Origin of the sequence: Shewanella aestuarii (genome assembly GCF_011765625.1) — a bacterium.
GTDB lineage: Bacteria > Pseudomonadota > Gammaproteobacteria > Enterobacterales > Shewanellaceae > Shewanella > Shewanella aestuarii_A.
This window is the reverse complement of the sequence record NZ_CP050313.1, coordinates 821,292-838,077: the sequence shown is the minus strand read 5'-3', so window position 1 is coordinate 838,077 and position 16,786 is coordinate 821,292. Positions and strand designations below refer to the sequence as shown.

The 16,786-nt window shown below is 40.6% G+C and carries 15 protein-coding genes and 1 pseudogene; 7 read left to right on the top strand and 9 right to left on the bottom strand.

What is annotated here, in order from left to right:
* Nucleotides 1-116: 116 nt before the first annotated feature.
* Together rpmA and rplU are read right to left on the bottom strand one after the other, a co-directional pair.
* Nucleotides 117-371, bottom strand: a complete 255-nt coding sequence (gene rpmA, locus HBH39_RS03865; RefSeq protein ID WP_011621691.1) for a 50S ribosomal protein L27 — start codon at nt 369-371, stop codon at nt 117-119.
* A gap of 16 nt (nt 372-387) precedes the next feature.
* A complete protein-coding gene (gene rplU, locus HBH39_RS03860; RefSeq protein WP_055024329.1) occupies nt 388-699 on the bottom strand; it encodes a 50S ribosomal protein L21 in 312 nt (103 codons plus the stop codon).
* A 480-nt stretch (nt 700-1,179) separates the two neighbouring features.
* Here rplU and ispB point away from each other — a divergent pair, with 480 nt between their 5' ends.
* Nucleotides 1,180-2,151, top strand: a complete 972-nt coding sequence (gene ispB / locus HBH39_RS03855) for an octaprenyl diphosphate synthase (protein WP_167679957.1) — start codon at nt 1,180-1,182, stop codon at nt 2,149-2,151.
* 62 nt (nt 2,152-2,213) lie between these two features.
* On the opposite strand, the gene ung is transcribed toward ispB, so the two are convergent.
* Nucleotides 2,214-2,894, bottom strand: a complete 681-nt coding sequence (gene ung, locus HBH39_RS03850; RefSeq protein WP_244325737.1) for a uracil-DNA glycosylase — start codon at nt 2,892-2,894, stop codon at nt 2,214-2,216.
* A 76-nt stretch (nt 2,895-2,970) separates the two neighbouring features.
* Here ung and HBH39_RS20085 point away from each other — a divergent pair, with 76 nt between their 5' ends.
* The gene (locus HBH39_RS20085; protein ID WP_208764180.1) at nt 2,971-3,258 is read left to right on the top strand and encodes a prepilin-type N-terminal cleavage/methylation domain-containing protein; all 288 of its coding nucleotides are present in this window, start codon (nt 2,971-2,973) and stop codon (nt 3,256-3,258) included.
* A gap of 332 nt (nt 3,259-3,590) precedes the next feature.
* Nucleotides 3,591-3,908 (top strand): DUF3144 domain-containing protein, encoded by a 318-nt coding sequence (locus HBH39_RS03840; RefSeq protein ID WP_167675768.1) that lies wholly within the window; start codon nt 3,591-3,593, stop codon nt 3,906-3,908.
* Nucleotides 3,909-3,987: 79 nt separating this feature from the next.
* Here HBH39_RS03840 and HBH39_RS03835 read toward each other — a convergent pair whose 3' ends face one another.
* On the bottom strand, nt 3,988-4,605 hold the full coding sequence (locus HBH39_RS03835) for a LysE family translocator (protein ID WP_167675766.1): 618 nt from the start codon (nt 4,603-4,605) through the stop codon (nt 3,988-3,990).
* A 117-nt stretch (nt 4,606-4,722) separates the two neighbouring features.
* On the opposite strand from HBH39_RS03835, the gene HBH39_RS03830 reads away from it, so the two are divergent.
* Both HBH39_RS03830 and HBH39_RS03825 read left to right on the top strand, forming a co-directional pair.
* A complete protein-coding gene (locus HBH39_RS03830; protein WP_167675764.1) occupies nt 4,723-5,253 on the top strand; it encodes a thioredoxin family protein in 531 nt (176 codons plus the stop codon).
* Between the two features lie 262 nt (nt 5,254-5,515).
* Nucleotides 5,516-6,142, top strand: a complete 627-nt coding sequence (locus HBH39_RS03825; RefSeq protein ID WP_244325772.1) for a YgjV family protein — start codon at nt 5,516-5,518, stop codon at nt 6,140-6,142.
* Nucleotides 6,143-6,231: 89 nt separating this feature from the next.
* Here the strand turns inward: HBH39_RS03825 and HBH39_RS03820 are convergent, their stop codons facing one another.
* Nucleotides 6,232-8,829 (bottom strand): TonB-dependent receptor plug domain-containing protein, encoded by a 2,598-nt coding sequence (locus HBH39_RS03820; protein ID WP_167675762.1) that lies wholly within the window; start codon nt 8,827-8,829, stop codon nt 6,232-6,234.
* A gap of 576 nt (nt 8,830-9,405) precedes the next feature.
* Between HBH39_RS03820 and HBH39_RS03815 the strand changes: the two genes are divergently transcribed.
* Nucleotides 9,406-11,004 (top strand): AMP-binding protein, encoded by a 1,599-nt coding sequence (locus tag HBH39_RS03815; RefSeq protein ID WP_167675761.1) that lies wholly within the window; start codon nt 9,406-9,408, stop codon nt 11,002-11,004.
* 69 nt (nt 11,005-11,073) lie between these two features.
* Here HBH39_RS03815 and HBH39_RS03810 read toward each other — a convergent pair whose 3' ends face one another.
* On the bottom strand, nt 11,074-12,870 hold the full coding sequence (locus HBH39_RS03810) for an ABC transporter transmembrane domain-containing protein (RefSeq protein ID WP_432280142.1): 1,797 nt from the start codon (nt 12,868-12,870) through the stop codon (nt 11,074-11,076).
* Between the two features lie 92 nt (nt 12,871-12,962).
* Nucleotides 12,963-13,370: a hypothetical protein gene (locus HBH39_RS03805; RefSeq protein ID WP_167679953.1), complete on the bottom strand. Its 408-nt coding sequence runs from the start codon at nt 13,368-13,370 to the stop codon at nt 12,963-12,965.
* A gap of 180 nt (nt 13,371-13,550) precedes the next feature.
* On the opposite strand from HBH39_RS03805, the gene HBH39_RS03800 reads away from it, so the two are divergent.
* Nucleotides 13,551-14,696 (top strand): methyltransferase, encoded by a 1,146-nt coding sequence (locus HBH39_RS03800; RefSeq protein ID WP_167675759.1) that lies wholly within the window; start codon nt 13,551-13,553, stop codon nt 14,694-14,696.
* Here the strand turns inward: HBH39_RS03800 and HBH39_RS03795 are convergent.
* Nucleotides 14,693-15,580: a sterol desaturase family protein gene (locus tag HBH39_RS03795; RefSeq protein WP_167675757.1), complete on the bottom strand. Its 888-nt coding sequence runs from the start codon at nt 15,578-15,580 to the stop codon at nt 14,693-14,695. The two genes, HBH39_RS03800 and HBH39_RS03795, sit on opposite strands and share 4 nt — an antisense overlap.
* Nucleotides 15,581-15,585: 5 nt before the next feature.
* Nucleotides 15,586-16,610, bottom strand: a pseudogene (locus tag HBH39_RS03790) (DUF2804 domain-containing protein).
* Nucleotides 16,611-16,786 lie beyond the last annotated feature (176 nt).

The following is a 16,786-nucleotide window of genomic DNA, read 5'->3' as shown; positions in this document are numbered from 1 at the left end:
ACAATGCACTGAAAAATTAATAAAATAATTCTGGAAATGCTTCAACACTTCAATCATTTATAAAAAACACAAAAGCCCTACCAGAGGCAGGGCTTTCGTTCTAGCTTAGTTAAGAATTAAGCTTCGATACTAATAAACTTACGGTTATTAGGACCTTTAACTTCAAACTTAACCTTACCGTCTGTTAGTGCGAATAAAGTGTGGTCACGACCAACACCTACGTTCACACCAGCGTGGAACTTAGTACCACGTTGACGAACAATAATGTTACCAGCTAGAACTGATTCACCGCCAAAGCGTTTTACACCAAGACGTTTGCTTTCTGAATCGCGGCCGTTACGAGTAGAACCGCCAGCTTTTTTATGTGCCATGAGTTAGACTCCTAAATTATGCGCTGATCGCAGTGATTTTAACTTCAGTGAACCACTGACGGTGGCCCATTTTCTTTTCGTGATGCTTACGACGATTGAACTTTTGAATAGTTACTTTTTCGCCGCGACCGTGGCTAACCACTTCAGCAACAACTTTACCACCAGCAACTAATGGAGCACCAACGTGAACATTTTCACCATCAGCAACCAATAGAACTTGGTCAAACTCAATAGTTTCACCAGTAGCAACTTCAATTTTTTCTAAACGAACTGTATGACCTTCAGCAACACGGTGTTGCTTTCCGCCACTTTGAAAAACAGCGTACATAGCTATTTTACTCCAAATGACTAACACACTAACTCTTCTTACGAGACTAGGTGCTAAAAAACTTTTAATGACAATGGGCGCGGATTCTACGCGAAGATCTTATCACTGGCAAGACTTAATTCACGATCAAATTAAAAAGCCTAAACAACCGCACAATAATGACGATATAAAGCTGCCAATAACCTAATCAAAGGTTAAAATTACTGCATTACAAGCTGTATAGGTAAATACAGACCTAGAAACTTCGGTTAAATCTTCGTTGCTTTATCAACCCCAAACTTTGGCTTGATTTTACCTAAACCAGACAATAAAAGCACTGAATCTTTTTAGCTAATGGCAATTTTATTGATTAATAGATTTACATCGATCAAAATTGATCGCGATTAAAGTGATAACAACTTTGAAAAATGGCTGGTTTCTCCTGTAAGATATGGCCAACGCATACATTATTGAATGTCACCCAATAAACCAGAGAGTATTATGGATTTAAACGCCATTCGTCAGCTGGCAGAAACGGATATGCAATCCGTTAATCAGCTAATTTACAAACAACTCGAATCAGATGTAGCACTTATTAACCAATTAGGTTTCTACATTATTAACGGCGGTGGCAAGCGTTTACGTCCATTGTTATCGGTTTTAGCTGCGCGTGCCATTGATTATAAAGGTCAACATCACGTTAAATTGGCCGCAATTATTGAGTTTATTCATACCGCGTCTTTACTGCACGATGACGTTGTTGACGAATCAACGCTACGTCGTGGTCGTGAAACCGCCAACGCATTATTTGGTAATAGTGCAAGCGTGTTAGTTGGTGACTTCTTATATACTCGTTCATTTCAAATGATGACCGAACTTGACAGTTTGCAAGTGTTAAAAGTTCTCGCTGACACCACCAATATATTAGCTGAAGGTGAAGTGTTACAGTTAATGAATTGCAATGACCCCAGTACGACTGAAGAAACCTACATGCGAGTGATTTACTGTAAAACAGCAAAATTATTCGAAGCCGCAACATTACTCGCTGGTGTATTAGCCGATGCGGATGAGAAATGGCAGCAAGCACTTGGCGATTACGGTAAGTATTTAGGCACAGCTTTCCAGCTCACCGATGACTTACTTGACTATATTGCTGAAACTGAAGAATTAGGCAAAAACATAGGTGATGACCTAGCCGAAGGAAAACCGACCTTACCATTAATTTATGCCATGGAACACGGTAGCGAGACAGCTAAAGCATTGATCAAAGAAGCGATCGAAAAAGGTGATGGCACCCAAGCTATAGATGAAATCTTAGCAGCCTTAAGTGAATCAGGTGCATTAGAATACACCCAGCAAAAAGCTGAACAAGAAGCGCAAAAAGCCATTGACGCATTAGATGTATTACCTGAATCAGAGTATAAGCAAGCATTAATTGCTTTGGCCAACTTATCGGTTAACCGTAAAAACTAAACTTACACCAATCACTAATCAATTAAAAACAGCATTTCTGTATAGAAATGCTGTTTTTAATGTTAAACCTGCCAGTCAATCGGTGTTAATCCACTTTTAATCAATTGCTGATTCACTTTCGAAAAATGCTTACAACCAAAAAAACCTCGATAGGCAGATAAAGGAGATGGGTGCGGCCCAGTTAACACTGTATGCAAATTATTATTAATTCTGCTGCCTTTCTTAATAGCATGACTACCCCATAATACAAATATAATGGGATGTGGCTGAACGTTTAAACAATCTAAAACATGATCAGTAAAGATTTCCCAGCCTGCTTTAGCATGAGAATGCGCCAAGCCCTTTTCAACCGTCAATACTGTATTAAGTAATAAGACACCTTGTTCAGCCCAATGGCGTAAATCACCATGATTAGGTTTTACAAAACCTTGAATATCGGTTTGCAACTCCTTATAAATGTTGACTAAAGAAGGCGGAACTTTGACCTCTGGCTTGACAGAAAATGCCAACCCATGAGCTTGATCTTCACCATGATAAGGATCTTGACCAAGAATCACCACCTTGACCTGCGCTAAAGGAGTTAAGCTAAAAGCTTGATATATTTCATTTTGCGGCGGGAAAATTATTTTACCCTGCTCAATTTCCTGATGCAGAAATTGTGTTAACTCAAGAAAATAATCTTGCTGTTTTTGAGCCTCAATAAACTCTTGCCAGTTTTGCCAATGACAATTTTTGATATTCACCTCTGCCACACATAGAAACTTTGAGTTCCTATTTTAAACTAGATTTATTCCAATACGAATGACTTAAAAATTTTACATGGACACCAACTCACTAAACGTTAGACAAAATGCAGGATTTACACTGATAGAGCTTGTTGTGGTAATCATAGTATTAGCTATTTTAGCTGTTATAGCTTTACCCAAATTTATTGATATTCAGCAAGATGCTCACATTTCAAATGTGAAAGGTACAGGTGGTGCCTTTGCTTCCGAGATTAGTCTGACTCACTTAAAATGGGCAGCATTAGGGTATTCAGGACCGATTGATAACTTACAAATCTACCCCAACGCAGGTTCTAATGGTCAATTAGACATGAATCAGTGACGATATCCAGCTCAAAGTTACCCTCCTTTTGAAGCATCTCCCAGACTTAACAATAGCAACGATTGTATTTCGGTTTGGCAAGCAATCTTACAAGATGCCCTCAGCATCAACTCCAATACTGATCCAGACATTGCGACTTACAGAGCAACATACATAAGCCCAGACCAATGCCGCTACATATACAACCCTGTAGCAACGCTTTCCATCTATTATGATTCAAGGAATGGGCAAGTCATCACAGATTTCGATGTAAACAGCTAACTTTTTACCTGATATTTACCGCCAAAATCGGTACACTAAAATCAATTTATTACTAATCTAAAGTGAATTTTATGTCTGAGCCAAAATCTGAATTAACCATGTACCAACTAGCCGATCAATTTATCGCCCTTGCAAATCAGCTAAGCCAACAAGAAAATGACATTGGTAAAGTGGGGACGGCATTACGATATGCAGCATCACGCTACAATGCATTTGAAGCTGCCGTTAAATCATCTGATTTAGCGGCAGAAAAAGACAACGCATTGGCCTGGTTTACAAATGAGTTCAAAGAGATGCTAAATGAAAATTTAGAAGATCATATCAAGCACCCGCCAGTACCTAATACTGAAGAAGCCAAAGACGATGCAGTAGAAGTATTTAAAGGCTAACCAAGATAACAATGCCATCTTGGATACAATCCACAGATGGCATATTTTTAACCACACCAAGCTTTAAAAAATAAAAGCGCTATAACAAAGTGACAATCACTCTAATTGCCAATGCAATTAATACCAAGCCTGAAAGCCTATCAATCCACAAGGCTTTTTCTCGCAGTTTAGGCAAAATAGCTGAATGAGACAAAATAATGGCAATAAGGGAATACCACAAACCATCCATCACCAGGGGCGTCATCACAATTAGCGCTTTACCTTCTATGGTTTCGGCCGCAAGAACAAACTGACTAAATAACGCAAGAAAAAACAATAAAATCTTTGGATTAAACAATGAAATAGCAATCCCATCTCGAGCTGCAATCCACATACTTGTTTTATTCCCTGCCTGCAATTTTTGTTGCATACCGCCTTTTGAGCCTAACGCTTGAATGCCCATCCACGCCAAATACAAGGCACCAACTAAAGCAATACCATTAAACAATAAAGGTGAGGCTTTTAACACTGCCGCCAATCCCAGCAAAGTCACTAGTGCGTAAACACCTATCCCTATGGAGTGCGCCCAAGCACATACAATACCATGTAAACGGCTACCACCTAACGTATGCCTTACCACCATAGTCAAGCTCGGGCCCGGAGACATTGCACCAAGGCAACAAATAGCCAGCAACCCCAACCATGAAGAAAAACTCATATCACTCCTAATTTTTAATGACTACACTCGATAATTAAACCAACTACTTAAACAATATTAACAATTGTTTCAGGTAAGCCATGTTAACCTAAGTCAAACTCACAAATCCCGAACACAATGACATTTGTACCAATTCTTTTATTGATTTTATTTTTTTGCGCCATAGTCGGCTTACTCATCGCTAAAGCAAAAGGACACAAAATACCTGTTACAGTGATCTTTACTTTAGGTTTTTTTGCCCTGTGTATGGCGGGTATTGTGACATTCATCAAAAACGGGGAAAACTACGACGCATACTTATACCAACATTGGCAACCTATTGCGCCTGATAAAATCCAGCCTCTTGTCGCGCAAGGTTATATTGTTGTTGTCGATATTCAAGCTGACTGGTGTTTACCATGCCAAGCCAATAAAGCCAATGTGTGGCATCGAGAGCCTATGGTAAATACATTGGCAGCAGATAACATCGTATTAATGCGAGGCGATCTCACCTACCCTGACCCTGTAGTGGAATCTTACCTTGCGAGCCAACAAGCCCAGGGTACGCCATTTAACAAAATTTATGGTCCAGCCAACCCACAAGGCATAGCGTTACCAAAACAGCTTGATATATCTGATGTATATAAAGTCTTGAGTGTCATGAACTAAGCTGTGGCTGAACGTTAAATCGATTTGGTATTGATAACCCATCAATACCGAATCGTTCAAAACCACACAACACCCCATCCCAAACACAAAAAAGACACATTTAAGAAACACCACTACAACACCACAACACTGTAAAACAAGCAGTAGCTCACAATTTGCAAATCATAAACTCTTATCACTCATTAATTACCATTTAGATATTGTGTTATTGCTGAAAAAAACGACAATGCGCAGCCCTTAATATCTTGGATTGCGTTTGCCTGTGTTAGATTTCGTCACAATTTACTTTCAATTTATCACCGCCCCCATATTCTGGTTTCAAGTCATTGGCTTTATTTCAATGGCGATTGGATGGTGGGCGAACAGTCAAAAACAAGATTGCAAATTTATTCAAGGTAATATTATTGCTGCAGTGTTAACCGCGATTCATTTAGGATTGCTCGGCAGCTTTCTTGGCATGGCAAATCAGCTCGTTAACGTCATTCGCTTTCGTTTATGTCAAAGCTTAAATCAGGCTGATAAAGCGCAAACAACATATTGGCTGTTCTCACCTTTAATTCTATCAGCGACCTTTAGCACAATAGCCGTTGCTCAGGGTCTAATGTGGGCTGAACATTGGAGCGAGTGGTGCGCCGTATTTGCTGCAATTATCATGAGTATTAGCCTGTTTTTCTTTGCTGGCAGTAAGCTTAGGCTAGCGATGTTAACAAGCAATCTATTTAACCTCATGCTATCAATCTACTTACTTTCATGGTCAGGCATTATCTACCAAGTAATGAGCATTGCGATTTTAAGCAAAGGATTGATCGGCGAAATATTCATTGAGAAATCGACCTCAGATGACCTCAATCAAACAATTGGTGGCACAACCAACATTGTAAAAAGTTAACACGGTTGATTTTTAAGACGATTTTGGACTGTATCAGCAATAAAAAAAGTGAGCCAGATAGCTCACTTTTCTTATTTTATATCACAAACTTAGAAGCGATAGTTAATCTTACCGTAGTAGTAACCACCATTGTAATCAAATGGACCACTTTCGTAATAAACTGCACCTAACTCACCTAAAGTACCATCTTTAAGCTTTTGAGCTTCTTGATCAAATAAGTTATTCGCACCAACTGAGAAAGTTAAGCTATCCAAAACAGTGTAGCTTACCTCTAAATCAATTGTGACGGCTGAATCAGCCATTTCAGAGCCCCAATCTGAAGTATCATCAGCATGAGTTGCATAGTATTCCCCATAGAAATTACCACGCAATGACATGCTTAATTGATCCCAAGTTTGACCCCATGTAAAGGTGGCGCGATGAGCAGGAATGCCGTCCTCTAAGCGACGAACCTTACCTTCATCAGTGGTATCTTCATCGTACTTATCTACACTCGTATCAGTCCAACCATAGGCTAGGCTGAATTTAGTGTCACCACTTAATAATTCAGCGTCATAAGATGCAACAATATCAACACCTTGAGTCGTGGTATCAAAATCATTGGTATAGTAAGTTACCGCTGAAATTAGCTCAGGAAACTCAACACCTGCCAAACGTAAAGCATCGTAATCATCAGCTTCGACTTCAATTTGACTCGACTGGGCAATACGGCCTGTTACTTCGATATTGTAGTAATCCACAGTTAAGAAGAAGTTATCACGCTCGTAAACAGCACCTAATGCATAACTAACAGATTCTTCTGGCTTTAACACCTCACCGCCATAAAACGCAGCTAATGGATCCGTTGGAGGAGCAATAAATGTTTGGATCAAATCACCATTAACAATTGAGGTTTGGGTATTCACTACGTTCTCTTGACCTACTGTCGGAGCACGGAAACCAGTACTGTGTGAAGCTCGTAAAGCTAACTCGTCAGTGGCAGAAAACTGCGCAGTTAATTTGTAATTTAACGTATCGCCAAAGGTAGAGAAGTCTTCATAGCGAAGCGCTGCACCAACTAACCATTTCTCACCAAGATAAGCTTCAACATCAGTATAAATGCCTATGTTATTACGGCTATTTTTGCCCGCAGACTCAGGGCCAAAACCTTTAAAACCATGCGAACCAATGTTAAAGCCTTGGGCTGCATAAGGACCCGCAATCCATGATGCCTCTTCTCCTTGAGTAATTTCAAATGACTCTTCACGCCATTCAAACCCAGTAGCAAAACTAATATCTTCTACTGGTCCCACGTTAAAGTAGCGAGAGAAATCAAGGTTTACAGTGGTCTCTTCTTGCTTATAAGCGCCCGTATCAAAATCTGTCGGAGTATCTAAGCCCATTGATGGGTTTAATGAATTACGAAGACTAAAACTTGCTTTGTTAGACCCAGTACCGGCACTGGCATCATAGTTCCACTCGCCAAACTGACCTTTTACACCAGCAAAGACTGACATATCATCAATGGTACCGGCAAACTGCGGAGTATACCCGCCAGGACGAATCTGGTTCATCGCGAAACAATTTGGATCGGCAACCATCGCTTTATAAGCATCGGTATCTAACACATTACCATCAATCACAGAACCATCAGGTTGAGTGATTTTAGGAATAGGCACATTTATATTACAAGTCGCAACACCATTGGTAGCAAGGCCGACATCACCAACTAATAGATTTTCACCGCCATCAACCGAGTAAACATTGCCGCGATTGTGAGGGTTACGGTAATAAAAGCCACCGACAGCTTCACGCGATGACACGTTACCAAAAGCATAGATACGATGATTGTCGTTAATGTCATAACCTAGATTGGCAAAAATAGTGTAATCATCTTTTAATTCTGGGTTACCCCAAATTTGCGCTGGATCATTTATAAACTCATTACCTTGAGCAGCAAGGTTAGCCGCATCTGGGCGCTGCACACTTCGACTTGTCGCATCAGCTTGTTTGTATTGACCTGTTAAGTTAATAAAGCCGGCATCGGTTAAAGGTAACCCAATGTTGGCATCTATCGTTGTTGATGTTCCATCACCTTCATAATACTCGCCTTGGGTAAGTGAAATTGAACCACCGTCAGCACTGTCATTTAATACAAAGTTCATCACACCAGCAATAGCATCGGAACCATACTGTGCTGCGGCACCATCACGAAGCACTTCAACTTGCTTAAGTGCAGCACTCGGAATGACTGAAATATCTGGCCCTTGAGCACCATCGTTGATACCACCACCTTGGAAAGCAATAACAGAAGCACGATGACGACGCTTACCATTGACTAAAATCAGGGTACTGTCTGACGGCAAGCCACGAAGGTTCACAGGGCGAACCAAAGTGGCAGCATCACTAATAGGTTGCGCACGAGAGTTAAACGATGGCACAGAGGTTACTAACAAATCAATCATGTCAGTTGAGCCGTTTTTCTTTAAATCATCGGCACTTAGAATATCAATCGGCACTGGTGAGTCACCAACTGAGCGAGGGGCAGAACGTGAGCCGACGACGGCGATTTTCTCAACCTTTTCATTGGCAGCTGTGGTTTCTTCCTCTTCAGCAAAAGCTTGCAAGCTTATTACTGAACCGGTTAGCGCTATTGAAACAGCTAGGCTTAATGAGCTTAAGCCAAATTTGTTTTTTGTTTTCATCATAAGTTGTTCTCTGTAATTATTATGGTGTTGTGCTTGCAGATACTATTCACTACATCCTGTAGTAAAGATCTCTCCCAAAATGAATAAAATATCATTTCAGATACATTTTTATAACATAAAAAATACAATTGCCATTTTTTATTTACGGAACATTTGCTCTAAAAATCAATTTACAAGCTAAATCCTAGATAAAACAAAAATAATCCATTGTTTAATATAGATTTAAAAAAATAAAAATAATCAATAAAAAATCAAAAAAAGCTAGCCGCTAAAGTGCAATGAAATGATTACATCTGTTTTAATTCAACACATCATCATTTCACTCATCAATCAGAATTAAATTAAGCAACAATTAACCTTTTAAAAAACAAGGGAATTAAACAAAGGAAACGATAGAGCATTCACTAAAAAATGAGATGGTTGATTCAATAAAGAGACAATTTTATGAGCTACAAATTAATTTGACCCCAAGACCTAAAAAACACTAACCTAAACACTTGTTTGATTTTTACACATCACCAATTGAATGCTTACCAATACCAACAAGACTTCATTATAAAAAATATAGGTGCAAACATGTCCTACGATGCTGATACAGTTCTTGATTTAAGCCACTACCATTCCGTTGTCGATCTGATTGAAAAATCTTGTGCTAAATATGCGGATAAAACCGCCTATGCTTGTTTAGGCAAGCACACCAGTTTTAATGAAATTGAGGTTTATTCTCGCAACTTTGCAACCTATCTTCAGCAACACACAAACTTATCTGCGGGTGATAGAGTTGCTATCCAACTGCCTAACATTACCCAATTTGTCATTGCAGCTTATGGCGTTATGCGAGCTGGTATGATTTTAGTTAATACCAACCCCTTGTACACCGAACGTGAGCTGACTCATCAATACAATGATTCTGGAGCTAAGCTATTAGTTGTATTGTCAGATTTATTACCGACATTAACAAACGTGGTAAAAAACACTCAAATTGAATATGTCATATCAACCCACGCACTAGACCTGATCTCACCACAAGAGCAACCTAAAGTAGCGTTTGATACCATTGCATTTATGGATGTGCTTAACCAAGGTGCCAAAAAAACTTACACCGCAATATCCCCTCAAAAAACCGATTTAGTTGCCCTGCAATACACAGGGGGAACAACAGGCTTATCTAAAGGGGCTATGTTGTCTCACGGTAATTTATTGGCCAATAGCGCCCAAGTAAAATCCCGCATCGCCAGTACCATGACTGAAGGCGAAGATGTTTTTGTCGCACCATTGCCCATTTATCATATTTACGCCTTTATGGTGAACCTAGTATTGTACTTTGAGTCGGGTGGTTGCTCTGTATTAATCCCTAATCCACGCGATATAGCAGGCTTAATCAAAACCATGCAAAACTACCCATTCACGGGGTTTGCAGGCATCAACACTTTGTTTGTTGGTTTATGCCACCAGCCTGAATTTAAAGCGTTAGATTTCAGCAAAATGACCATTACCATTTCAGGAGGTACTGCGTTAACCAGCGCCGCAGCAAACATTTGGCAGCAAACCACAGGCTGCATGATTTCAGAAGGTTATGGATTATCTGAAACCTCTCCAGTAGTCTGCTTAAATGCACCAGGACATCAAAGATTAGGCACTATTGGCAAAGCGGTTTTAGACACCCAAGTGAAAATTTTAGACATTAACGACAATGAAGTGCCCATTGGTGAAGCCGGTGAACTGGCCGTAAAAGGTCCACAAGTGATGTCGGGTTATTGGAATAAACCGCAAGAAACCGCCAAAGTCATGACCGCTGATGGCTTTTTCAAAACTGGGGATATTGCCACGGCTACAGACGATGGGTTTTATAAAATTGTCGACCGCAAAAAAGACATGATTATCGTTTCTGGCTTTAACGTTTACCCAAATGAAATTGAAGAGGTTTTATCCAACAATGAGTTGGTCTTAGAATGTGCCGTCATTGGTATAGAGGATGAACGCAGTGGTGAAGCCGTAAAAGCCGTTATTGTATTGAAAGATGCTGATCACGATCTGCCTGCAGCAAAAGCTCAAATAAGCGATTATTGCCGTAGCCAACTTACCGCTTATAAAGTGCCCAAAATAATTGAATTTATACCGCAACTGCCAAAAAGCACAGTGGGTAAAATTTTACGCCGCGAACTAAGAAATTAATCCTAAAACTTCACCAATAAAACTCAACAAGGTGCCCACTACATGTTAGCGAGGCACCTTTTTTAAGCATCAATCATCTTGCTCAGTAAGTAATTGCAAACGAGCAAACTCTTGGTAAAGCTTACTGCTTTGCATTAACTCATTATGGGTGCCCGATGCAATTAGCTGACCTTTATCTAACACTAAAATACGGTCGGCATTTATCACAGTGGCCAAGCGGTGAGCAATAATTAACGTGGTTCGATTAGCCATTAAGGTGTCTAAAGCTTGCTTGACTTTAACCTCGCTAACCGCATCCAAAGCACTTGTTGCTTCATCCAATAATAAAATAGGTCTATCTGCTAAAATAGCTCGAGCAATAGCAATGCGTTGCTTTTGACCACCAGATAATCTCACCCCTCGTTCGCCTAAATAAGTGTGATAGCCTTGTGGAAACTCAGCAATAAACTCATCGGCCTTGGCTGCAATGCAAGCTTGCTTCACCTCTTGCTCACTCGCATCAATGCGCCCATAGCGAACATTCTCTAACACGCTAGTGGCAAAAATCACTGACTCTTGAGGCACTAAAGCAAATTGTTGACGCAAATCAGCTAATGCTAACTGTGATATATCGATACCATCTAACAAAATAGCGCCTGACTTAGGCTGATAAAAGCGCATTAATAGCTCAAACAAAGTGCTTTTACCCGCGCCACTCGGGCCAACTAATGCAATACGCTCGCCAGGCTTGATATCAACACAAAGTTGTTTAATCACTTCATTGCTGGGCTCTGCTGGGTAAGCAAACACCAACTTCGATAGTGATAACGCTCCCTCAATGTTAGCGGGTAACAACACTGGCGTAGCAAGCTGCTCAATATCGATAGGTGTTTGGCTTAACTCGATTAACCGCTCAGCCGCACCAGAAGCGCGCTGAATTTCACTAAACACCTCGCTAATGGTTGCCACCGCACCAGCCACCATCACGGCATAAAACATAAATGCAGATAACTCTCCGGCGCTAATGTTACCTTGCATCACATCTTGTGCGCCCACCCAAGTAATAAAGGCAATGGCGCTGATACTTAAAAACATGACTGAGGAAATCAATAAAGCGCGGTATTTTATCCGACCTTTTGCAGTCTCCATCACCGCCTCAACTCGCAAGCCAAATGCATGTTTATCTTCACCTTCATGGGTATAAGCTTGCACTGTGTGGATTTCATGCAAAGTCTCATCAATATAAGCGCCTAAATCTCCAACCCTATCTTGGCTATCCCGTGATAAACGCCTTACTTTATTACCAAAAAAAGCAACAGGTCCAAGTACTAATGGCACGGCCAATAACACTAAACCAGTTAGCTTAAAACTAGTAAAAGCCATCATAATGACGCCCCCCACCACGGTAACCGATGAACGTAGCGCCATAGACAAGCTTGAGCCAACAACGCTTTGCAGCAAGGTGCTGTCGGCGGTAAAACGCGAAATCACTTCACCAGTGCGCTGCGAAGCAAAAAAACTGGGCGATAAACCAAGTAAATGCTGATAGACACGCAAACGAATATCTGCACTTACACGCTCACCCAACCATGTCATCATGTAAAAACGGCAAAAAACGGCTGTAGCGCTCACCAAAGTAATGATAATAATGAACAAGATAATCTCGTTTAATCGCTGGGCATTATCGGCAATAAACCCCTCATCTACCATTAACCTGACGCCTTGGCCCAAGGATAACCAAGCTAAAGAGCCAATAAACAAAAATACAATTGCGGCAATGGCTTTAAACTTATAAGGAACTAAAAAGTGCAATAACCAAGGTAATACAGCATAGTGCTGCGCATCGGGTTTAGCGGCGAGTTGATTAGGTGGTTTATGGTGCAAAATACAGATCCTTGCATAGGATAAAAGCTTGATGAGTGAACAAGGCACGATGAGGTTTTCAGCGAATGATAATGCTCACCTCTAACTAAGTCGTTTTAATCTTTTATCGATTGATCTATGGTTTTTAAAGATCGTAAAAAGATCCCTAACCCACCGACACTCAATACTAAAATGACAATCAGATCAAACGCGGTCATATGACTAAAACGGAAGTTAATGGCGCTAATAACCCCAAAAATAAGCCCGACTAAAGATCCAAAAGTCAGTATCCAACCAAGAATATTTTTCGCATTATAAAATATTAACCCAACGCCAAACATAAATGGGATCATGATCATCCCGCTTGTTAAGTTCATACCGCCAACATTATAAAGGCTATAACTAAAACCGAATGAGCTTGTCACCTTAATTGCTTTCAGCAGCATATAAAAACCGCCACACATCATAATAAGCCCGATAAAAAATTGCCCTATTCCACCTGACGTTCCGCCTGCACCTTTCATATCATTCCTTTGTTTCATCATGTTTTATCCGTTGATGTTACTTAGCCAGCTTTTGAATAGCAATGGCATATCTTTGTGCAAGCAGAAGTAAAACCATAAACTTTCACTGAGTTGATTTCATTCCCACAGCTTAACTGCGATAATTACCAGCTTTGAATTAATCGATTGTAGGTAAATTTCATGACGATAAGTCAGTTTTCATGTTCAGGAATAGAATTGGCACTGTTTCGTTACCCAAAGCAGCAAGAATCTAACCTTCAAGCATGGGATGCGGCAGATGAGCATTTAATTAAGATGTTGGTTGAATCTCAACAGCAACCGCTCAATACTGCAATCATTAATGACAGCTTTGGTGCCCTTCAATGTGCATTAACGTCAATCAATCCAACCTGGCCATTAATGGTTGAAACCGACGCCAAAACCAGTTTACTAGGCGCAAAGCAAAACCTAGCTGATAATCAATTAAACACAGATAACATCCGTTATTTTAATAGCCGTGATTTATTGCCGCAATCAATCCAACTTGTGTTGATGAAACTGCCAAAAAACTTAAGCTATTTTGCCCACCAGTTACAGCGTTTATCACAAATTTTGCCCCAAGGTACTCAAGTATTCATTGCGGCTAAAGCCAAGTCGATTAACAAATCGATTTTAACCACCATCGAGCAAAACTTGGGCAGTGCTTCGGCTAGCTTAACTTGGAAGAAAACCCGGGTGATCACTTGTATCAGTGATGGCAACAAGCGCTCGCTACCTCAAAGCGTTACATGGAAAGTGGCTGAGCTAGGCTTATCGATGAGCAATTTAAGTAATGTATTTGCCGCCAATAAACTCGATATTGGTGCCCGTATCATGCTAGACAACATGCCAACTGGCGAGTTTAGCTCGGTTATTGATTTGGGCTGTGGTAACGGTATTTTAGGGTTACGGGCGGCACAATTGTACCCGCAGGCACAAATTCATTTTGTTGATGACTCAGAAATGGCAATAGAGTCAAGCCGCATAAATTGGCAAGCCAACCATCCCGATGCAAACCGTGCCACGTTTCATTGGGATGATTGCTTAACTCACCTTGATAATGTCACCCCTGATTTAGTGCTATGTAATCCACCATTTCATCAGGGTGAAGCCATTACCGATCACATAGCTTGGCAGATGTTTTTAGACGCCTATCGTAAATTATCACCTGGGGGTATTTTACATGTTGTAGGTAATCGCCACTTAGCCTATCACGTTAAAATTAAACGTATTTTTAAAAACTGTCATACTATTGCGTCAAATGGCAAATTCGTCATTTTGCAAGCAAAAAAACAAGCCGTTAATTAATCGGTTGACGCATTTTCTTGCGGCTCATTGTTAGCCTTAATTGAGCGGGTTTGGGGCGGTGAAAACAACACTGATAGCTTTTGCCGCCACGTGAGTCTTGGTTGACGCCAATCATCTAGCATGTCTTGCCATTCAGCAAACGTGACCCTGATTGGATTAACACTGTTTAGCGGCTTAGTGATACCGTATTGCACTGTGTCCACTTCTGGTTCAAAGGTGCCAAAAAGCTTATCCCATACAATCAACACCCCTGCATAGTTTTTATCAATATATTGCGGATTCCGGCCATGGTGGACCCGATGATGGGAGGGAGTATTAAAGACCCACTCAAGCGGGCCAAGTGTCTTTACCGCTTGGGTATGAACAAAAAACTGTAACCCCAAATTCAGCAGTACCACAAACACCACCCAATTAGGATCAAAGCCTATCACCACCAACGGCAACCAAAATAGCCACATTCCTGCCATGGGGTACATCAAACTTTGCCTAAACGCAGTACTGAAATTCATGTTCTCAGAACTGTGATGCACCACATGTGCAGCCCACATCCAACGAATGCGGTGACTGGCGCGATGAAACCAGTAATAGCAAAAATCTTGCGCCACCAACAAGATGACAAAACTGAGAAAAGTCATCTCAATATCAAATAATCGCCAACCAAAACACCAAAGATAAACATTGGCAATCAGCAGTCCGGTTAATAAATCAGCTAATTGATGCATCCCGGCTAACGAGAAATTACAAAGCACCTCTTTAACATGATACTGGGCATTATCTGGCAATTTTTTTCTTAATAACCATTCAAGTGCGATACAAATAAAAAACAGTGGTGCCAGCACCAATAATAAGGTTTCAGGATGCTGGATAAGCCAATTAAAATCCATGGCGACTACCACTTAGCAAAGTGATCTTCAGCTAAACCAAGCTGATTATGAAGTCGATACTGCTTGCCATCATTATCGGTTAACACGCCACTGTAATAGCCAATATACTGTCTGAAATTGTTTTTAATTACGCCTAAATTGAGTTTTTCTTGGCGGCAATTAAGCGCTCTAAAGGTCAAATCAATCTGGCCATCATTAGTCGATATTTGCCATAAGTCGTCACTCACATAACGATTAAAATTAAACTGTGCCGCACCGAGTAAATGGCGTTGACCATTTACCCACAATACATTTTCAGTATTGCCAGTTTCATTTACCCCAGCAGCTAAGTTCAGTCCCAAGGTTCCTTGTGCGGTAAGCGCATTAATCGATGCCCAGCGCCACGCCGTTTTAGCACGCATATAACCGGCTGAAAAATCATACGACGCTAGCGCATTTTGCAGAGGTTGCGGCTCATTAAAAATGGTCAATTCGCCAATTACCGCTAGCGCATTATGCTTTTGGGTATAAGTCCATCCGTTATAACCTGTTGGAGTACAAAGACTTAATGGTAAACTTAGCACAGGGGGGATAAAACCAATGCAGCTTGCACATTAGTTAGCTTAATATTGACATGCCACTGACCATCAACAATATCAAAACTGAAATGATGCTGCTTGCTGCCCATTTTCGCCTTACCATTTTTTGGCGTTCGGCTTAACTGACTGGCAATACCAAAGGGCCTTAACCATTGTGATTGGACAATTCGATTGGCTTGAATATCGTAAAGGTAACAAAAACTGGAACTGGCGTAGCGAATATCTGCAATCGCCAAACCAATAATGTAGCGTTGAGTGATAATGCTAACAAATTGGAACTGTTTAAAATCAAAATGCTTGGCCACAAATGAGGCGGGTTTGTCCATTTCATCGAAATACTTAAATGCTCTCACATTTAGCGATTCAACCACACCATCAAACAGGCCAAAAATGGGCTGACCATCTTGATCCATTAAACTTTCAGGAGCCAATTGCGGCTGAACAAGCTGCATAATACGTCCAATATTAACACTTATTATTATGCTAATAACTTGACCTGATAGTGATAAATTGTCAACCAGCAAAGCAAGAGGCTGGGCAGGTAAATCAGTGGTTATTTTGGTAAATATGCCATCGACTTAGACCATTGGCTTAACTGACAAAATATGTCATACACTGTTCAAAATGT